Source organism: Novosphingobium terrae, from assembly GCF_017163935.1.
In the GTDB taxonomy this organism is placed as follows: domain Bacteria; phylum Pseudomonadota; class Alphaproteobacteria; order Sphingomonadales; family Sphingomonadaceae; genus Novosphingobium; species Novosphingobium terrae.
Genome location: NZ_JABVZR010000002.1, coordinates 1,569,517 through 1,588,817, shown reverse-complemented (window position 1 = coordinate 1,588,817; position 19,301 = coordinate 1,569,517). Strand labels below are relative to the sequence as shown.

Genomic DNA, 19,301 nt, shown 5'->3' with positions numbered 1-19,301 from the left:
GCTAGGACCGGGCTCTATCACCCCAATCCAAACCGAATCTAAAGCAGCGATCATCCTTTCCAGAAGAAGGCCTTTCTGCCGCTCTCGCGCCGCTTCCGCCACATCGCAGCGTAAAGTGCGATGCCCGAAACGGAGAGATAGATCATGGCAACACCAGCGATGATGCTCATCGCACGAGCACCCACGCCGAAATAATCACCGCGATGCACGCCCTTGGCGATTTGATGCGCTTCCCATCCGAAAGGAAAGCCCGTTTCTGGATAGGACGCCTCGGTACGGCTGACCCGCCTGCCGGTGGCGGTGTCGATATCGATTTGCTGAGCGCGATAGCCGTCGGTGATGACCACCCCTTGCGGCATGCCGGCGAAATAACGCAGACGCACCGCGCGGATTGCTAGATCGGGCATGATGCGGTGATAGGTGCCGAGTGTCGTACGCAGCATCGGTGCCAATTCCTCATCGCGCAGCGGGCTGGAGACATCGGCGTAGTTGCCTGTGGCTGGTCCGCGGCTTTTGCCGGACGACCGCTCCGCCATGGGCTGGGCTGGGCGATGAGCGGCATTGTACATGCCATAGATCAGGCTCTCATAGGCCAGCCATGCACCGCTCAGAACCACGATCGTCAGGAACAGGGCGCAGGCGATCGAAATCGACCGGTGCAGAGCCCGCCAGGTGCCACCCACGCTCCAGAATGGATTGGGCCGCTTGATGCGCAAGCGTACGCGGTAAATCCGGACGTAGAGGATCACCCCGGTCACGATCAGCAGGATCAGACCGGCTGCCGTCACCACATTGATCCACAAGGCCCAATTGCCGAAGCTGGTCATGCGATGCAGGCTCTTGATCGTGTTGCGCAGTGATGGGGGATGACGTGGCCCATCAAGCCCTTGCGGCGGCGCGCCGAGCGGCGCAGCTGTCAGCGCGTCATAGCGAAGTTCTCGTTCGCCGATTTTCACCTGCCCGATGACCCGGCCTTCCGCCACGCGCAGTTCGGCATAGCGTAGCGGCAATCCGGGATTTTCGGCACGAGCGGCCTTAGCCACGCGCTCCAGGAGCGCGGCGTAATCGGCTTGATCGGGAATCGTGCCCGCCAGATGATCGCTGGTCTTGAGGACGCGGAAATTCGGCGGCCCCTCGAAATCCTCGCGCATGGCCATCAGGTCGGGATCGAAGGGCTGCGGATCGGTCATCAGGGTCCGCAGGTCGACCGCTTCGATCAGTGTCCCCGTGACGCCGAGATAGAGCGTGACCAATACGATCAAAATCGCCACGATACGATGTATGCTGCGCAGCATCATGGGCGGGGCATCCCTGTCCTGCTCGCGACCGCGAATCTTTGTCGTGCACATGAAACTGTGCTTGTCATCGTCATCTCCCCAGGGCGGCCGAGATGGCTTCCCGCCGCTCCACCGCTTGAAGGGGCGCACTAACAATCCAAACAGAACCGAATATAAAACTGCAGACGCAAAATCGTCGGTCAGACCGCGATCTGGCGGGGTAACGTCAGCGAGACAGCAAGGCCGCCCAAATCATCGGAGGCCGAGAGCAGGATCTGGCCGCCGTAAAGGTCCACCAGTTCACGTGTGATGACAAGACCGAAGCCATATCCTTCTGATTGCTCGTCGAGCCTTTGCCCCGGCTGCATCGCAAGGGCAATCGCCTCGGGAGCGATGCCCGGACCGTCATCACAGATCGAGAGGTGAATGTCGCGCCCCATGACGATGCAGGCGATTTCGACGCGAGAGCGCGCAAAGCGGCAGGCATTTTCGAGAATGTTGCCCAACATCTCGTTCATGTCCTCGCCATCGACCTGCACCAGGCAAGGGTCAGGAATGCGGTTGTCAATGATGATGTGACGATCCGCAAAGAGGCGCTGCATAGTGAGCACCTGGTCCTCTCCTATAGCGGCAAGGTCGCATCGCGCCCGTTCGCCAAGCCCAATCGCCGCGCTGCGCGCCCGGTGGAGATGATGTGCGATGCAATCGCCGATCTGCGCCACCAGCGCGCGGCTTAGTGTGCTCGATTCCTCCAGATCGAGCTGCAACGCCAGGCTGGCCAGCGGCGTCTTGATGGCATGCGCCAGATTGGCGACATGGTCCCGCGCCGATTGCAGGCCGGCTTGGTTGCGCTCGACAAGTTCGTTGAGCTCGCGAGCCAGCGCCCACAGTTCGGCCGGTTGCGATGTAGCAACCGACTGCCTTTCGCCATTGCGCAGCCGTGCGACCTGATCGCGCAGGAGGCGCAGCGGTTGCAGGCCCAGGCTGAGCAACAGCCCGATAGCGACGATCAGGAAAATCGCCAGCATCGTAATCTGGCGCCGGATGATGAGATCGATGTTGGCGAGCGGATGCTTAAGCAATTCCTCAGGCGCGGCAACCGTCACCACCCTCATGCCGCCGGGCGTGGTAATCTCCTTGCGTCGCAGGCGCATCCATGCGCCACTCGGTGTGTAGCCGTTGCCGCTGTAAACGCCGCGAATCACATGCTTGCGCGGCATGGCAAAGCCGGCGCGCAGGATGGGGACTCCCTCCTGCCATGCGCCCTCGGGCGATTGCGCCTGCCAACCCCAACTCGTCCTGGGCACGGCGACTTCACGCAGGCGAAACAGACGGGAGCGATCAAGACGGCCATCCGGCCCGAAAGCCACCTCGATGGCGTGGATCTGCACATCCATGCGCTCATCGATAATTTCAGAAATGGCCGTGTTGAGATTTTCCGTCAGCCAATAGGAGGTCGCCATCAGAACTAGAATCGCCACCAGCATCGCTCCTACGCCGATGCGGGCATGCAGCGAGAGTGGCCTCATGAGAGCTTTGCCGTCAGGCGATAGCCCTGCCCCCGCACGGTCTGGATCATCTCGGTACCGATCTTGCGGCGCAGCCTGCCGATCAGCACCTCCATGGTGCCGGCGGGAATATCGGCGGCCGCTTCGTAAATGCTGTCGAGCAGGCGCGAACGCTCGACGGTCGCCTCCTTGCGCATGATGAGCGCGGTCAGCAGCCGGCTCTCGAAAGCCGTCAGCGACAGGGGCTGCTCCCCGAGCCAAAAACCGCCGGTCTGCATTTCATAGCTGAGCGCCCCGCAGCGGATTGGCGCGGTGTTGCCACCGTTAGCCCGGCGCAGCAGCGCGCGAATGCGGGCGACCAGTTCATCGGGCAGGAAGGGCTTGGTCAGATAGTCATCCGCTCCGGCTTTGAACGCTGCAGCCTTGTCACTCCAGGCATTGCGAGCGGTCAGCATCAGCACGGGGAAGCTCCGTCCTGCGTCCCGCCATCCTCGCAGTACCGAAACGCCATCCAGCAGCGGCAGGCCCAGGTCAAGTACAACGCAGTTGTAAGCCTCATCATAGCCCATGTGCAGCGCATCGACGCCGCTGGCGGCCACATCGACAGCAAAATGCTCGCGATGCAGGATGCGCTGCAAATGCGACGTCAGCACCGCATCATCCTCGGCCAGCAAAATCCGCATCGCCATCGCTCCTTTCCCAACAATCTCCTTAGCAGCCGGACGGAGCAAAGGCATCCCCAGAGGCCGCCACGATACGCCCTACGGCAAGGTTTTGACCCAGAGGTCGCGAAACGACACCTTCACATCGCCGCGCCGGTTGAGATATTCCATCTGGAGCAGGAATTTTCCCGAGGTCAGAAGCCGCTTCGGATTGGTATCGATGAGAATGGAAAGGACGTGGCCATTGAGGATGTACAGGATCGTCGTGCCGCGCGCGATCAGGTGCAACTCGTTCCATTCGCCCAGCCGGATGGTCTTGCGCAGTGCCTCGGCATCGCCCAGATCGGCGACGATGCGCGGCTTTGCGGCATCGTCCGCCGCCATCTCGACCACCGTGCCGAGGCCCGCCTTGTCGGGGCGCGAAACAGGGCCGCGCTGGGGCGTGCGGCAGCATTCGGCCAGTTCGCCGGTCTTGCCATTGGTGTCGTCATAGTCAGCCTGATAGCCAAAGGACTCCCACTCGGAATTCGCCTTGTCGGTCTTGCCCAGCATGGTCGCGCGGAACTGGAGGCCCGAATTGGCGCCGATGCCTTCCAGCCTGATGCGCGCCTTGAATTCGAAATTGGCGAGATCGCCGCCTTCCCACAACAACCAGGACGGTCCCGCCGGATTGGCACAGGTGATGGCCCCCTGATCGACATGCCAGCAGCCCGGTGTGCCTCGCCAGCCCTTCAGGCTCACGCCATCGAACATCGACTGCCAGCCGGCGTGGTCGTCGAAATCATAGGGCAGATGAGCTAGCGGCGGCGGGCCGGCGAGCGGCGGCAGGATGTTGGGAACGGGCTTTTGAGCGCCGGCCGGCGCGGCACAGGCCAGAAGGCCAAGCGAAGCAAGGATGGTCTTCATCGAGACGAACCTTTCAGAATGGGACGACAAGGGAAGGGCATGCCGGGATCAGGGCCAGAACAGGCCGCGGCGCCCGGCGATCCGCCGCCGGTTCCATAGTTCCCAATAGGTGACCCCACCCGACATGGAGAGAAACAGCAGCGACAAGCCGGTGAAAAGACTGATCCAGCGCCCCACCATCCCGAAGGCGTCGCCGCGATGGATGCCCTTGACGAACTGGTCCTCGGCCCAGCCGAAGGGTTGTCCAGTCGCTGGGTAATGCGCTCCGGACAGGCTGGCGACGGCGCCCGTGGTGGCATCATAGGCAACCTGCCGCGCGTCGTCGCCACCCGTCACCACCACGCCTTGCGGCATGCCGGCGAAGCTGCGCAGGCGCAGCACGCGGATCGCTTCGGCGGGATGATCCGCGCGCCAGGAGGCCAGCGTTACGCGCAACATGGCCGCCAGTTGGGCATCGGACAAAGGCGCCGACACATCCACCGTCGTGCCTGGCCGCGTGCCGTGATGCGCCAGGCGGTAGGCCGAGACGCCTACGTCGCCAAATGCCAGCAAGGTGCCGCTGCCCACCACCACGATAAGGAACAGCGCGGAGGCGACCGCCACCGCGCGGTGCAGGCTGCGCCACGCGCTACCGGCGGACCAGAAGGGGCTCGGCCGCCCCAGTTTCAGCCGGGCCCGCAGCAAGCGGACATAAAGCGTCAACCCGGTGACGAGCATGGCGCACATCGCCAGCGCGAGCACGAAGAAGATCGCCACGCCTACGTCACCATAGGCGAGCATTCGGTGGATGTTCTTCACCGTGTTGCGCAGGGAGGGCAGCCCGGGCGGCGGCGGCCCGAGCTTGGGCAGGGGCTCGACCGTGCCGCTCGCCAGATCCACCCGCAGCATCGCGCCTCGTGACGCCACCTGCCCCACCGGCCTCTGCCCGACCATGCGGAATTCCACGAGGCTGAGCGGCGCTCCATACAGCTGCGCTCGCGCCGCACCGGTCGTTCTGGCCAGCGCCTGCCCGAAATTGAAGTCTGCCGGGAGCGGTGCGGCGGACACATCGCTGTCCTTGGCCACCACGAAATTGGGCGGTCCGTTGCGTCCCTCGCGGATGGCACGCAAGTCCGGATCGCTGGCGGGAGCTTGGGTGAGCAGAACCTTGAGGTCGATGGCCTGCAGGACGATGCCCGTCACGCTGACGTAAAGCCCGATGAAGACGGCGAAGACGGCAAGAAATCGATGAAACCGACGCATAGCACATGACCTCGAAAGCAAGTCCGGATGGGCCTTGCGGTCCGGTATGGAGACCGCAAGGCCGGTGAGCGGCTAGAAGCGCGTGTTCACGCCGACGGTGAAATAGCGCCCCACCGGATCGTCGCTGTAAGCATAGGAGGTCCCCGGTGTCGTGCCTCCGGCGAAGGCGGGGGGCGCCTTGTTGAACAGGTTCTGGATGTTGATGTAAAATTCGGGCTTCAGGCGATCATCCTTGATGCGAAACACCAGATTGAGATCGGTGTAGGCGACGGCTGCCAGGGTCTGGGCGAAATAGTCGGTCGGCACACCGTCATAGCGCATCGAGGAGCGCCAGCGCTCGCGAATGTCGATCCCCACCGCCGGGGCGGGATCGATGTGCAGCGAGCCATTGACCCGCCATGCCGGGCTGGCGAAGAAGGGGGCGTTGCCGATGGCCGCCCCGCCCTGATCGAGCGTGACCGTGCCGGGCACGGCGAAAGTGATATGCGGTTGGTAGGTGGTGAACAGGCGCAACGACACAGGCTTGCTGGCCAGCGTGCCGTGCCAGTTCAACTCCACATCCATGCCCTGCGTGGTGATGGCGGCGATGTTGAGATTCTTGGCGGTGGTCGAGATGATGGTGTTGGCCGGGCTCACGGTGAAATTACCCAGTGTGCGCTGCTGGAGCGCGCAATAGGGCGACGAGCCGCCGCTCTGATAGCAAGCCTGTTGCACCGCAGTGTCGAAGCCACGCAACTGCTGGATGGCATCGGTGATCTTGATGTAGAAATAATCGACTGAAATGCTGAAATTGGGGATGAAGCCTGGTTTCCACACGGCGCCGAACGTGCGCGTGTTGCCCTTCTCCGCCGTCAGCTTGGGATTACCCTGATTGTAGGAGGGGATGTTGGCGTAGGTTACGCCATTGGTATAAGGCGGACCGTTCATGAGCAGATCGTTGAAGGTCGACATCACCACGGCTGTCGGCTGATAAAGGTCTGACAGCTGGGGCGCGCGGATATCGCGCGATTGCGTGCCCCGCAGCATCAGGCTGTCGTTGATCTTCCAGTCGGCGCCCAGTTTCCACGTCCAGTATTGCCCGCTGGTGCTGTACGATGTGAACCGTGCGGCACCGGTGAAGTCCAGCGCTTTCCCGATCGCGGAATCGCGCAGCAGCGGCACCAGCACCTCAACCGCGCCTTCCTTCACCGTCTGGCTGACCTTGGGCAAATTGGCGTTGGTGCTGGCGTTGAGCGCGGTGTTGACGTTGCAGTTGTAGCGCAGGTTGGTGCAGTCGGCATAGCTGCTGGGCAAGGCGTCGGAGTTGAAGGCCAGCGAATTCTTGCGCCATTCCGCCGAGAAGGCCGCCTTGACCGGCCCGGCCCAGGTGTCGAACAGCCGCGTGCCGATATGCGCCCGCAGGTCGTAGGTGGCGGTGTAGACGTTGAGATGGGTCGTGTCGGTGATGTAGGCGAGCGCCGCATCGCTGGCCGCCGTGGGGCCGAAGACATTGAGCGGCACGCAATTCTTGTAGGCCGCCGCCGTCGCCGCCTGTGTCGCGGCATAGCATTGCACTGTGCCGCTGACATTCACCGCATCCAGCGCGGCGGACAACTTCTGATTGTTGATGTTGTTGTGATAGGTGTTGTTGAGAACGGTCTTGCCGTAATTGAAGTCGATCCCCCAGTCGGTATCCTTACCGAACTTGCCGTCGAGCCCGGTGTTGACGAAATATTGGTCGACATGCGATTCGATCGAATAGCGCGGCGCCTGGTTGAGGATCTTGGACAGCGTGAAGGTCGAGACGCCTGCCAGCGAAGCCTGCTGGGCGGGCGTCAGAAAGGCGTTGCTGCTGCTGAGCGTGACATTCGAGAGTGAGTTCCAACTGATGTATTGCTGGGTCGTCTTGCTGTCGCCCATGCCCTGCGTGTGGAAATGGAGGTCATCGCTCACATCATAGTCGAAGCGCACGAAGAACTGGTTGCTGTTGAGCGGCGATTTGATGCTGGAATCGTTGTAGGCGCCGTCGCCGCCCACCTGAGCATTGGCACTGCCGGTGGGCGTGCCATTGACGAAAGGTGTGAGAACGCCATTGGTGTTGAAGGTCTTGCCCGCCAGCGGCCCATTGGTGATCAGCCCGCCGAAAGTGAAGTTCGACTGGCGCACATTGTTGTAGAGCACATAGGGGCTGGCCGCAGTATTGGCGCCCCCATAGGCGTTGTTGTTGAAGGGGCGATCCTGACGGCTCAAAATGCCCGCGTCGTCGTAATGGTTGAAGCTTGCCTCGATATGACCGCGCCCGCCGAACAGGTCGTGGCCCCAGGCTACGTTGATCTTGCGCTCGGCCCCGTCGCCATATTGCGAGATGCCATACTGGCCACCAACCTTGACCCCGTTGAAGTGGTTGTCGGTGACGAAGTTGATGACGCCCGAGATCGCATCCGAACCATAGACCGCCGAGACGCCGCCGGTGACCGTATCAACCCGCTTGATAAACGCCTCCGGGATGATGTCGATATCAACAAAACCGTTGTAAGTGGAGGGCGGCACGCGCTGGCCATCAAGCAGCACCAGATTGCGCAGAGGTGAAAGGTTGCGCAAGTTGAGCGCGCTCACCGCTCCCGCGCCGCCCGCCGATGGCCCCGCGGTGGGCTGGGAGAGCTGCCCACGAGACGAGGCAAAGATCGGCATGTTCGCCAAGCCGTCGAACAGGGTGGTGGGCTGCGCCTTGAGCAATTCGGTCGCCTGCATCACGGTAACGGGCTGCGGGCTCGCATTGCCATTGGTCACAACCCGCGACCCCGTTACGATGATGTCAGCGACGGAGGCGGTGGATTTACCCGCGGCCTTCATGTCTTGTCCAAAAGCGGTCGACGACAACAGGACCAGCGGCAAGAGCCCCGTCGAGGCGACCAGCCTGGCCTTTGACGAACAAATATCCATGAAATCCCTCCCCTTTGAACATGTTGTTCTGGCGATTGGAAATGAAGCGTGGGGCAGCAGCGCCGGCACGCGGGTCGTGGCGGGTGATACCAAAGCGTTCAGGCGCATGATTTGGAAGCGGGCAGACCGGGCCGAGCCGCGCGTTCGGTCCAAGCATCGGGCACAAGCCTGATGCTCCTTTGGCTGGAACGTCTAGGCGTTCAGAGGCGCCTCAATGCGCGAGAGTGCTCAATGCAGCCCGGTGCGCCCAAACCCGCGCCTTGCTGGCATTTTGTGCGCCATGCTTCTGTTTGCCTTCTGAGAACAACAGCTTGCCATTGTTCACCTCCCCCTAATACCAGGGGTTCTCCCCCTTGATGTCTGATGGCGAGCGGTAACAGCCCAATCCAAACCGAAAGTAAAAATCGGTGTCCTGGAGGTATAGATATTTCAACGTGAGTGAGCAGATTTGCAAAGTCTCCGGTCAAGGTTCAGTGGACCTGACCTCCGTAAGAGACGTTAGCGGCGACAGGGCGCAACCTCGCCGCCCCAAGAAAAGCGGAGCATTCGAAGTACAAGGAACCTATCCTGCGCGCGCTTGGCGCGGGATGCCGATAAGCACCAGGGAAGCAGAGCGTATCCACCAAGGAGCCTTTTGGCTCCCATCAACTTGCTCGGCACGCGATCACTGCCTTATTGGTGGAAAGCCATTCTCGGGCAGCCTTGATGTAGAAGAATTTGCGCGCCGAACCCATATGATCGACGCCCTGAAAGGTCAGGAAGGTGATGTTCCCGCCCTTGCCCAGATAGCCATCGACCTGCACCGTCAGCGCCTGCTGCCGCTCCACCGGGAAGATCAGCGCGGGATCGAGCTTTTCTGCCGGGCGCGTCACCTTCGCGCCATGCTGCTGCCAGACAGGCACGCATTTTTCGTTCCAGGGTGTGGCCTTGCCGTCCTCGGTGCCGGTGATGATCAGCAGCTTCTGATCGGCCAGCGTGGCGACATCCTCGGGCCGCTGCTGCCCGGCGATGATCAGGCCTGCGGCAAAGGTTCCGGCATGCTTCGCCATCAGCCACAGCGAGGTCATCGCCCCCATCGACCAGCCGGTGCAATAGACCCGGCCGGGATCGATCTTCAGCACCTTGTTCGCGCGATCCGGCAGGTTGGGATTGCCATAGTTCCATGTGTTGGAGAGCAGCTTTTCGACCAGCCGGTAGGTGTTCTCGACGTCGGCGGTATGCTCCCAATAGTCGTTCATCGTGGTGCGTTCATAGCGCGGGGTGATGATGACGCATTCATGGCGCTCCTGCTCCTCGGGCAGGCTCCAGATGCTGGCGATGCATTGCTCGGTCAGCGTCTGGGCGCAGGTGCCGTCATAGCTGGTGCCCGAATGGGTGATGGCCAGCACCAGCGGATAGGCCTTGTTTTCGCCGCCGGGCTTGACGAAGCTTTTGGGCAGATAGATGCTGTATTCCAGCCAGGCCGAGCGCGTATCGTCCCACCACCAGTGGTTCTGCTCCCAGGCATCGACGCCGCGGATGACCACGCTGTTGCCGCGCCGCCCGACATTGCTCCACACCTTGTCGCTGGCGGCATAGGTGGCGCCGCTGGCGGTCTTCACTGCCTTGTTCTGCGACAGGGCAACCTTGTCGCTGTCGGTGGTGGGCAGGCTGAGATCGGCCCCATTCTGGAGCTCGACGATGCCGAAACGGCCGGCCACGCTTTTGCGGTTGGCCCGCAGGCCTGCCGGGCCATTGGGAAAGACCAGCGCGATGGCGCGCAGGCAGACCATTTCGATGGCAAGTTTCTTGTCCATCGCAAGGGGAAGGCCAGGAAAATAGCACTATGGCGCTGGCATCACGCCCGCGTCAAAGGTGTCAGACCCCAGACCGGCCGGGTCGATCATCACATCATATTCTACCGCAATGCCCTGGACCTCTTCCGCCGCCGGCACTTCGCCAATGACGCAGATACCCTTCTGCCCAGGCACTCTGATCGGCGGTTACCGACGCCTTTTCGCCCGTTGCCGGACCATCCACTGTGCCCGAGGCAGTTGCAATTCGCCTTGTGCGCGGGCCTGCATAGCCCCTACCCCCTGCTGCTGATGACGCGGCCTCTGCCAGCATCGCGCCCACTGCCACGACTTCGCGTCTCGAAACATCAATCACGTCTTGTGCCCCCCGTAATCATGATGGTCATGGACTCCCTGGCAAGTTCACCGGGACGCAGGCTCTGACCTTAACCCTTCCAGAAGAAGGATGTCCGGCCGCTCGATCGCCTCTTGGCCCACATCGTCCAGTACATGACGATGCCGGAAACAGAGAGATAGATCATAGCGAGCCCGGCCAGGAAGTTGGTCATACGCCCCGTCAGACCAAAAAAATCCCCACGGTGGACGCTCTTTGCCCATTGGTGAGCCTGCCATCCAAATGGGAAGCCAGTGGGAGGATATCCCGGTTCGGTCAGCCGCATCGGTTGGCCGCTGGCGGTATCGAAGACCAGTTGACGTGCTTCCTGTCCCGCCGTGATGACAACGCCCTGGTCCCAGGTACCATAGTGGCGAAGGCGCAGAACGCGCAGCCCTTCACCCGGTTCGGCTTTGTGAAAGGCATCGAGCGTTGTGCGGACCATGGTGGGCAGCGCCTTGTCGTCGAGCGGCGCGGAAGGGTCGATCATGAATACACCCGGCGAATGGGAGAGATACAGGCCGAACATCAGGCTCTCGACCGCCAGCCACGCCCCGCTCATGACCATTAGCGTGAGGAAAAGAGCCGCGGCCATCGAAATCGAACGATGCAGGTGGCGCCATGTGCCGCCCGCGCTCCAGAACGGATTGCCGCGCTTGATCTTACGGCGCATCGCGTAGACCCGCCCGTAGATCACGATCCCGGTGACAATCAGCATCGCCAGAGCAAGGGATACAATGATGTTGATCCACAGTGCCCAGTTGCCGAAGGTGGTCATTCGGTGAAGATGTTTGAAGGTATTGCGCAAGGCGGGCGGCGGCATGTTCTCATTCTCGACTTCAGGCGCCATGCCCAAAAACGCACCGCTTTCGGCGTCGAAACGATACTCGCCCTGCGCGGTCCTGACCTGGCCGACCGGCGTGCGGCCAGCCATGCGCAATTCCACGAATTTAAGCGGCGTCTGGCCGAACCGCTCTCTGGCCCTGCGGATAATCCTGGCCGTCATGACCGCCAGATCGGAGCCCTGAGGCAGCACGGGCGCGACATGATCGGTCACCCCCAGCACTCGGAAGTTGGGCGGTCCGGCGAAATCCTCACGCATCGCCTTTCGGTCAGGATCCGTTGCCGGTGCGTCGGTAATGATGGTCTTGAAATCGATCATCTCGATCAGCGATCCCGTTACACCGAGATAGAGCGTGAAGACCACCACCAGGATGGAGAGGACACGATGAATGGCTCGCATTTGCATAGCAGGATCACCCGCGTCCGGTCTTGAGGGAGAATGCCCCATCGCCCAGCACCACCTGCAGGATCAGTAGGCAGAGCCACATCACTGGGAACTCCGCGCCCGGGTTGGTGAACCAGTAACCGCCAATGCGTATCCAGAATGCGATGATGCCAATGAAGGACGGAACGGCATAGAGCGCAACCCAGCGCGTCTTGAAACCCAGCGGCAACAGGATCGCGCAGAAGAACTCCACGCTGAGGACATAGATCGGCACATAAGCGGAGTGCAGGCGCGTCAACGCCGCCCACCATCCCCAGAACCCGTCCTTGGTGAAAAACTTGTTGTAGAGATGGGCCAGAAAGAACGCTGCCAGGGTGATTCGCAGAAGAAGGGCGGCATAGGGCGCCGCCGTAACAGTAGAAGGCTCGCCATCCCACAGGCGCCGCAACAGGGCAGACGATTTGCTGACGGCAGGCATATGCTGTTCCTGACTTGAATGAGAGCTTGCAGTTTATCAGGGATTGGGTACGGCGGGCGGCACATACGCAGGGGCCGACTGCTCCTCGAGCATTTGCCACCGCCCGTCGCGTAGCACATAGACGGCCAGATAGCTTCCCGAGAGATGCATCGGACCCGCCGTCAGCTTTTTGATCCCGCGCACCACGCCAACCTTACCGAAAATCCGCACGGTGCGCCTCTCGGTCGTAATCTCGCTGGGGGAGAATTTGGGATGGCGGGCTGCCTCGATATAGTCAGCCTTGGTCTGCATCATGCCATTGGCGTGGACGAAGACAGCCTCATCGGCGAAACCGCGCTCGATCGCCGCAACATCGTGGTGGATGTCGGCAGCAAAAAGCGCATCCTCAGCTTCGAGCAGCTTCTGCTCGGTCGCTCGAGAAGCCGGCTCGGCACTGGCTGGAGATGCGATGAGAAATGCCAGCGCCAAAGCCTGGCCTGACAGCGGGAAACGTTGCATCGTCTTGAATCCTTACGGCCAGCGAATAAAAGTGGGCCGACGGCCATGGGAGCCGCCGACCGCTGGAGGTGTCAGAATTTGAGCCCGGCGCGAACGCCATAGGTGCGCGGATCGCCGGTGCTGACCGTACCGTTGTTCAACGCGGGCCATCCGGGAGCCGTGTTGATGTAGGTGACATCAACGGTGTTCTCGAGGTTCTTGGCGTAACCCTCGACGTACCAGCGCTCGCCCGGCGCCGTGTAGCGCAAGCGCAAATCGGTCTTGGTGAAGGCCGGCTGGACGAACTGGGCGTTGACCGAGGAGTTGATGATGTACTGCGCCGTGGTGTAACGGGTATGGACCCCAGCCTCGACCGAGGCACCGCTCGCCAGCGGATAGCGATAGGTGTATCCGCCGTTCAACGCCCAAGTCGGGGCGTGGTCCAGCTTGTCATTGTCGTAGTTGCCCGATCCGGCGACTTGCGCGACGGCATAGGCGCCGTAGCGCGCATTGAGCCAGGCAATCGAGAAGTCGAAGTGGTGCCGCTGGGTGGGAGCGAAGGTTCCTTCCAGCTCGATGCCGTCGACCTTAGCTTTGGCGGCATTGGTCGTCAACGAACCGGGGGTCAGAACGCCACCGATCAGCTGCGAAACAATCTGGCTGATCTGCAGATCGTTATAGTTGTAATGGAAATAATCGGCCGTCACATTAAGCTTGTTCGACAGCAAGCGCGCCTTGATGCCACCCTCATAGTTGGTCAGAGTTTCGGGCTTGTACTCGCAGCCTGGATCCGTAGGTTTGCAGTTGGCATTGAAACCAATCGCTTTATAACCGGTCGCCACGGTGAGATAGGCCATCACATGCGACGTGATGTCGAAGTCGCTGCCCACCTTCCATGTCACTTTGCTGCTCTGCCCACCCACCGTGGAGTCGCTGAGCACGAAAGGACCGAATGGCAGCAACAATTCAGCCTGACTGTTTGAGAACAGCCTGTCCCGGGTATAGCGCAGGCCGCCCGTCAGGCGCCAGCGATCGGTCACCGAATAGGTTGCCTGACCGAAAACGCCGACCGAATCCTGCCAGACATTGGGCGCTGGCAGGCCAAAGCTGCCAAAGGCCAGCATGGTGGTGTCGTGGTTGTAGAAATGGTAGAAGCCTGTCTGCGCCTTGAGCCTGCCATTGTCATAGGCCAGCCGGATCTCTTCAGAATTCGAACGCGAGAACTGCGTTGTGAAGGCACTCTGAACAGTGTTGACCGGCGTCGCCCCGCTGTAATCAGTGCCCCAGAACACCGAGCCAGTATCGTTGCGGCTAAATTCGCGATAGCCGGTCAGCACGGTCAGCGTCCAGTCTTTGCCCAGTCGCCAGTCAAGGTTACTGGTGGCGCTCCAGGTGCTGTCATTGGTCGAGAAGGGCGCGGCATTGGCGTAGGTCTTGGCCAGCGCCGCATCGGCCGAAGGGTTGATGTAGGCCGGATCGGGCGAGCGCTGGCCCGCCGGCGGGACCGGCAGCGGCATGGCATAAAAGTTCGAGATCAGCGGCGAAGTCCCGAAGCCGCTGCCTGCACCGTTCAGCCAGGTATAGTCGACCTTGACCAGCCATTTGATCGCGTCGGTCGGCTTCCACAAGGCGCTGAACCGCAGCGACTTGTTGTCCTTGTCGAGCGGGTTCTTGTAGGGCTGCGCGACGGTCTGGCGATAATAGGAGTCACGCGCCTCATAATTGCCGGCCAGCCGGACGGCCAGTGTCTCCGTGATCGGCGTGTTGATGACCGCGGTCACATTACGCGCGTTGTAGACGCCGTAACCGCCTTCGATTGAGGCGCCGAACTTCTGCGTGGGCTCCGCGGCGATGACATTGACCACGCCCGCCGTCGTGTTGCGGCCATAAAGCGTGCCCTGCGGCCCACGAAGCACCTCGACTCGGCTCAGGTCGTAGAAGGCGACTTCCTGTGCGTTCTGCTGCTGCACATAGATACCGTCGAGCAGGAAGGCAGCCGATTGCGAGGCTGTGCCCGTCGAGGTGACCCCGCGAATGTTGATCTGCAAGCCATTGGCATTGCCTCGATCGATGGTTATGTTGGGAACTACGTCCATCAATTGCGTGGGATTGGTGACACCCTGCGATGCCAGTTTGTCCGCGTTGACGGCCGTCAGGGTAATCGGCGTCTTGGACGCCAGCGAGGCGATGCGGTTGGCGGTCACGATGATCTCGCCGACTCCAGTGTTCTGATCACCTGTCGAGGATTGCGGCGTGGTCGATTGCGCGAGCGCCGTACCCGCCAAGGCCAGACAGCTAGCGCCTGCCCACATAGTCAATGCGAAACGATGTAAGGCCATGGCTGGCTCCTCCCATATTTATGCCGTTATTAATTTTATCATTAAAATACAGTTATCTAAACTTAATCCGATCCGACGGGCGTGTAACAAGCCGCGCGAAAGCACGTTCCACGCGCGAGCAGCCTCAAGAGCAGGCCTGTTTGCCAGAGCGCCGGAACTCGAAAGCGAGCCATCCCGCCTTTCGAAGAACCTTCACCGACGTCTCGACAGCAGTCCGCTCCATTCGCGGCCATGAGAATGCTTTCCCTGGGAGCAAAACCTGCTTAGCACAGCGCTACGAAATCGAACTTAAACCAAATGCAAAACTCAGCGGGGAAGATCGACAATCGCCCGCAGACCGCCCGACCCGCCTGAACCGTCGATTTTCAATGTTCCGCCATAGAGTTCAACCAGTTCGCGAACGATCGCCAAGCCAAGCCCGTAGCCCTTACTAACTTCGTCAAGACGAACACCGGGCTGAAGAATACTGAATATTTTATCTTCCGGCACGCCGTCTCCGTCATCTTCGACAATCAGCTCGAGTCGCGCGCCCCTGGTCATCACCGAAATTGACACGCAAGTCTTGGCATAGCGGCAAGCATTATCGACCAGATTACTGAGCATCTCCCCCAAATCTTCCGCATCGACCGCCGTTGTGCAGGTTTCCGAAATCTGCGTCGCGATCTCGACAGGATGGCTGCGATGGATCAGGGCCATCGTCGCGCGTACGTCCTCCACCACCTTGTTCACATCGCAATGACATGGGCCATCCGCCCCTGCGGCCGCTCCCCGGGCGCGATGCAGATGGTGGGCGACGCGCTGCGAGACATGCGCGAGCAGGTCCTGCGCCTCTTGGCTCGCCTCTTCATACTCCAGTTGCAGCATCAGAGAGGCCAGCGGCGTGGCGACAGCATGGGCCAGGTTGGCGGCGTGGATGCGCGCGGTTTCCAGCCCGGTCTTGTTACGCAGGATCAACGCATTGATCTCCGTGGCCAGTGGCTGAAGATCGCTGGGCTGGCGTTCGGGGAGCGAGGCTGCCGTTCCCGAATGCACTTTCGCCACATCATCAACCAGCTTTCGCAGCGGGTAAAGGCCAACCCTGATCTGTAAGATCGATATGACGATCAACAACGCCACGACCTGGGCGCCGACCGTGTACATTTCCACGCCGACCCGATGGATCTCATTGTCGATCTGCACGCGGGGGCTCATCATGATGATTCTGATCGTACCAGTGGGACTAGCCTCGTCGAGACGGCGGACATGGACTTCCTCGCCTGAGACGGCATGTCCTCGACCGCTGTAAATGCCGCGATCCTCATGGATACGAGGAAAAGGATAGCTGATGTCACCAGGGGCCAAGCCGCGATGCCAATGTCCCGATGGCGTGGCCACATCCCAACCCCAACCGGAGGGGAGATTAACGAGATCAGGAAATGCCCTCAAACCCCCGACGTTTAGGAGGCCGCCATTGCCTACGGATTGTCGTAGCAAAATTATGTTGGTATCCAGCCTTATATCAATGTTGTCCGCCAGGACACCTTCAAAAGCGAAGGTGATTACCTTGAAATTGGCAGCGAAAACAGCGATCACCATGAGGATCGACAGCAAGCCCACCCTGGCATGAAGCGAAAGCGGTAGTTTCACTTGATACCCGCCGTAAGGCGATAGCCCTGTCCCCTGACAGTCTCTATCATCTGGTGGCCGATCTTGCGACGCAGCCGACCAATCAGAACCTCGAAGGAATTGTTGGGCACATCGGCTTCAAATTCATAGATGCTGTCGAGCAACTTGTCGCGCTCGACCACGGCCTCGGGAAACTGCACGAGTCGGGTGAGAATCCGCGCTTCAAATGCTGTCAGACGTAGAGTTTCGCTACCAAGAGTGAAGGCGCCGCTGATAGGATCATAGGTGAGAGGTCCACATCGTACGCAGCCGGCTTTCTGACCATTTGCTCTGCGAATAAGCGCGCGAAGGCGCACAATTAGTTCTTGTCCCAGAAAAGGCTTGGTCAGATAATCATCGGCACCGGCAGCGAAACCGGCCGATTTGTCAGCCCAAGCATAGCGCGCTGTCAGGATCAGCACCGGAACGTTCAACCCGTCTTCGCGCCATTGCCGCAAGACCGCGAGACCATCGATCTTGGGCAGGCCAAGGTCTAGAATGACACAATCATAGCTACCCGTTCGCGCCAGAAAGAGTGCGGTCTCGCCATCCTGCGCCCAGTCGACGGCAAAGGCCTCACGGTTGAGCGCCCGAGACAGCCGCGTAGCAAGATCTCGATCATCTTCTGCAAGAAGTATCTTCATGTCCGGCCCCTGAAATGATCTTGACAGCCCGGGTCTAACCAACACTCTCCCTCAGGTGAGCCCGCTTGAACCCCACCCCCGTCGGATCACCCTTAACGGCCATGACACCTGCCGCCAGGGCGAGCACCATGCATCTGCTGGAGCGATGCGACGACACTGTTGGCCATGACTTCTACGCTGCCAGGGACATAAGATGAATTCATCGCCTCATATGCGAAACGGCGATCACTCTCGGAGTGCGGCAGATATTTTGCTGTTCCATTGACCATGGTAACGACAAGCGTGTGGGTGATGGGCGAATGATCCTTGATCCAGACACCCGTGGATGCGGATCGTTTGACCTGCACGCCGACGATCGCGACATCACCAATCGCCAGAATCGCATAGGATGCCGGCGAATGCCCTGAAAATTGATATTGATAGGCACGGGTAGGTTCGAGCTGCGCGAGATCGCGTGGCCGCTCCTGATTGGCGAGGTCCACTGACCGGTTCTGAACATCGAGATCGACGTCGGCGAGGGATGATGAATGAGGTGGTTCAGCCGCGAGCACCGCCTCGCCCATTCGCTCGCCCTGCAGGGCAATCAGCGGATAGGCGCCGCTCCCCCTCACCCGATCCGCCCCTTGCCCGTCCAGCAGGTGCTGACGGGCGGTAAAGGACGGCACCTGATCACCCGCCGCGCCGATGAGGAACAGGCAGACCGCTCCTTCTCCTAACTGTTGCTCTACATGGTCCATAGCAGCCCCAGCCGGATCAGCAGTGATGGCCGTGTCATGCCCGTCGACGGCAACCTGATCGGTAATCGAGGATTGCACCGCGTAATTGGCCAGACCCGCAACGGAATTGTGCGCCATGTGGTCAAAGCGCAAGGTCTGAACGCTCTTGTCGCTGGGGCCGGCATCGCTTGCTCCCAGCCACCGGGCTCGAGCCGTTTCAACGTTACGGCTGACGTCTATCTTTGCAAACGCGCTCCCGAACCCGACCGTCGCGGGCCTCAGGCTTTTGACGGCATCTGCGTTTGCGCGCTGGACCGCGGCGTTCAAGGCGGAAGCAAACCGCTCGCCCCTTGTCACGTCCTCCGCTTTATCCGGCCCTTCCAGATAGGCTGAGGGCGGGAAAATGTGAGGGGCCGAGAAGGTATGGCTGGCAATGACGAGGACATCGTCCGGCGCGATTCCGGCGTTTCCGCGCACGACCCGGCGCACAGCCAGGATCGTGTGCCCGAACAGCGACGTCATGTCGAGGACGACCAGCGCCGCTCTTTTTCCAGCAGTTTCTTGCAACAGCACACGCAAGGGATCATGTTGCTCCCCGAAACGCTGCAGGTGCAGAGAGGCTGATAAGGAGGGAGTATCCGATCGCCCAGCGCCCGTCGAAAAGATGTTCGAGGTTGCTGCCAACACCATTCCGTTGGTAAAAGCAAATGCCACACCCGCAAGCAGGCATGCAGCGGCCTTGCGCATCATCAGGCATCCCCCTCGCTTATCGGTCCATACAGCCGCCGAAATTTCGGCTTGCCGATATGACTCCATCACTTTCGCGACCGGTTCATATCACAGCCAACCGAAACCGAACTTAAACCCCGTCTCGGAATTGAACGTGCCCAATGGCGCAAAGCTGTTTGATATGACAGGATGTCGAGGCTCCCAAGTGATTGATTGTCAATCTCGTAAAGTGCTTGGATTTCCCAGATGCCAGTGGAATCAATCGGGCATCGGCACGTCCACGACAAAATTCCCTTAAGTCGCTTCCGATAAGAGGAACGCCCACTATTTCTGGATAAGGACAGTAATAACTTTAAATCTTTC

15 protein-coding genes are annotated in these 19,301 nt (G+C 60.6%); all 15 read right to left on the bottom strand.

Annotated features, from left to right (window positions below; all coding sequences use genetic code 11):
• Positions 1–50 precede the first annotated feature (50 nt).
• The 15 genes from HGK27_RS25045 to HGK27_RS24975 all read right to left on the bottom strand — a co-directional run bounded on the left by HGK27_RS25045 (position 51) and on the right by HGK27_RS24975 (position 18,959).
• On the bottom strand, positions 51–1,427 hold the full coding sequence (locus tag HGK27_RS25045; RefSeq protein ID WP_206243551.1) for a PepSY-associated TM helix domain-containing protein: 1,377 nt from the start codon (positions 1,425–1,427) through the stop codon (positions 51–53).
• 50 nt (positions 1,428–1,477) lie between these two features.
• On the bottom strand, positions 1,478–2,764 hold the full coding sequence (locus tag HGK27_RS25040) for a sensor histidine kinase (RefSeq protein ID WP_206243550.1): 1,287 nt from the start codon (positions 2,762–2,764) through the stop codon (positions 1,478–1,480).
• 38 nt (positions 2,765–2,802) lie between these two features.
• On the bottom strand, positions 2,803–3,468 hold the full coding sequence (locus HGK27_RS25035) for a response regulator (RefSeq protein WP_206243549.1): 666 nt from the start codon (positions 3,466–3,468) through the stop codon (positions 2,803–2,805).
• A gap of 78 nt (positions 3,469–3,546) precedes the next feature.
• A complete protein-coding gene (locus HGK27_RS25030; RefSeq protein ID WP_206243548.1) occupies positions 3,547–4,353 on the bottom strand; it encodes a 3-keto-disaccharide hydrolase in 807 nt (268 codons plus the stop codon).
• A 48-nt stretch (positions 4,354–4,401) separates the two neighbouring features.
• The gene (locus HGK27_RS25025) at positions 4,402–5,595 is read right to left on the bottom strand and encodes a PepSY-associated TM helix domain-containing protein (RefSeq protein ID WP_206243547.1); all 1,194 of its coding nucleotides are present in this window, start codon (positions 5,593–5,595) and stop codon (positions 4,402–4,404) included.
• A gap of 72 nt (positions 5,596–5,667) precedes the next feature.
• Positions 5,668–8,427 (bottom strand): TonB-dependent receptor domain-containing protein, encoded by a 2,760-nt coding sequence (locus tag HGK27_RS25020; RefSeq protein WP_206243546.1) that lies wholly within the window; start codon positions 8,425–8,427, stop codon positions 5,668–5,670.
• A complete protein-coding gene (locus HGK27_RS25015; protein WP_206243545.1) occupies positions 8,411–8,674 on the bottom strand; it encodes a hypothetical protein in 264 nt (87 codons plus the stop codon). The genes HGK27_RS25020 and HGK27_RS25015 overlap by 17 nt, the downstream gene beginning before the upstream one ends.
• A 487-nt stretch (positions 8,675–9,161) precedes the next feature.
• Entirely contained in the window at positions 9,162–10,313 is a 1,152-nt protein-coding gene (locus tag HGK27_RS25010; protein WP_407674658.1) for an alpha/beta hydrolase-fold protein, read from the bottom strand.
• 422 nt (positions 10,314–10,735) lie between these two features.
• Positions 10,736–11,932, bottom strand: coding sequence for a PepSY-associated TM helix domain-containing protein (locus tag HGK27_RS25005; protein WP_206243544.1), 1,197 nt, complete (start codon positions 11,930–11,932; stop codon positions 10,736–10,738).
• Positions 11,933–11,939: 7 nt separating this feature from the next.
• A complete protein-coding gene (locus HGK27_RS25000) occupies positions 11,940–12,389 on the bottom strand; it encodes a DoxX family protein (RefSeq protein ID WP_206243543.1) in 450 nt (149 codons plus the stop codon).
• Between the two features lie 36 nt (positions 12,390–12,425).
• Positions 12,426–12,887: a nuclear transport factor 2 family protein gene (locus tag HGK27_RS24995; RefSeq protein ID WP_206243542.1), complete on the bottom strand. Its 462-nt coding sequence runs from the start codon at positions 12,885–12,887 to the stop codon at positions 12,426–12,428.
• A 71-nt stretch (positions 12,888–12,958) separates the two neighbouring features.
• Positions 12,959–15,205, bottom strand: coding sequence for a TonB-dependent receptor (locus tag HGK27_RS24990; protein WP_206243541.1), 2,247 nt, complete (start codon positions 15,203–15,205; stop codon positions 12,959–12,961).
• Positions 15,206–15,511: 306 nt separating this feature from the next.
• Complete coding sequence (locus tag HGK27_RS24985) at positions 15,512–16,831, bottom strand: sensor histidine kinase (RefSeq protein WP_206243540.1); 1,320 nt, start codon at positions 16,829–16,831, stop codon at positions 15,512–15,514.
• Positions 16,828–17,493 carry a response regulator transcription factor gene (locus HGK27_RS24980; RefSeq protein ID WP_206243539.1) on the bottom strand — a complete coding sequence of 222 codons (666 nt, stop codon included), beginning with the start codon at positions 17,491–17,493 and terminating at the stop codon, positions 16,828–16,830. The genes HGK27_RS24985 and HGK27_RS24980 overlap by 4 nt, the downstream gene beginning before the upstream one ends.
• A 92-nt stretch (positions 17,494–17,585) precedes the next feature.
• Positions 17,586–18,959 carry a hypothetical protein gene (locus HGK27_RS24975; protein ID WP_206243538.1) on the bottom strand — a complete coding sequence of 458 codons (1,374 nt, stop codon included), beginning with the start codon at positions 18,957–18,959 and terminating at the stop codon, positions 17,586–17,588.
• Positions 18,960–19,301: the final 342 nt, after the last annotated feature.

Excerpts from the sequence above, each read along its gene's own strand:
- HGK27_RS25040 (WP_206243550.1), bottom strand. The coding sequence starts at position 2,764 with ATGCTGGTGGCGATTCTAGTTCTGATGGCGACCTCCTATTGGCTGACG.
- HGK27_RS25035 (WP_206243549.1), bottom strand. The coding sequence starts at position 3,468 with ATGCGGATTTTGCTGGCCGAGGATGATGCGGTGCTGACGTCGCATTTG.
- HGK27_RS25030 (WP_206243548.1), bottom strand. The coding sequence starts at position 4,353 with ATGAAGACCATCCTTGCTTCGCTTGGCCTTCTGGCCTGTGCCGCGCCG.
- HGK27_RS25025 (WP_206243547.1), bottom strand. The coding sequence starts at position 5,595 with ATGCGTCGGTTTCATCGATTTCTTGCCGTCTTCGCCGTCTTCATCGGG.
- HGK27_RS25020 (WP_206243546.1), bottom strand. The coding sequence starts at position 8,427 with ATGAAGGCCGCGGGTAAATCCACCGCCTCCGTCGCTGACATCATCGTA.
- HGK27_RS25015 (WP_206243545.1), bottom strand. The coding sequence starts at position 8,674 with ATGCTTGGACCGAACGCGCGGCTCGGCCCGGTCTGCCCGCTTCCAAAT.
- HGK27_RS25010 (WP_407674658.1), bottom strand. The coding sequence starts at position 10,313 with ATGGACAAGAAACTTGCCATCGAAATGGTCTGCCTGCGCGCCATCGCG.
- HGK27_RS25005 (WP_206243544.1), bottom strand. The coding sequence starts at position 11,932 with ATGCAAATGCGAGCCATTCATCGTGTCCTCTCCATCCTGGTGGTGGTC.
- HGK27_RS25000 (WP_206243543.1), bottom strand. The coding sequence starts at position 12,389 with ATGCCTGCCGTCAGCAAATCGTCTGCCCTGTTGCGGCGCCTGTGGGAT.
- HGK27_RS24995 (WP_206243542.1), bottom strand. The coding sequence starts at position 12,887 with ATGCAACGTTTCCCGCTGTCAGGCCAGGCTTTGGCGCTGGCATTTCTC.
- HGK27_RS24990 (WP_206243541.1), bottom strand. The coding sequence starts at position 15,205 with ATGGCCTTACATCGTTTCGCATTGACTATGTGGGCAGGCGCTAGCTGT.
- HGK27_RS24980 (WP_206243539.1), bottom strand. The coding sequence starts at position 17,493 with ATGAAGATACTTCTTGCAGAAGATGATCGAGATCTTGCTACGCGGCTG.
- HGK27_RS24975 (WP_206243538.1), bottom strand. The coding sequence starts at position 18,959 with ATGATGCGCAAGGCCGCTGCATGCCTGCTTGCGGGTGTGGCATTTGCT.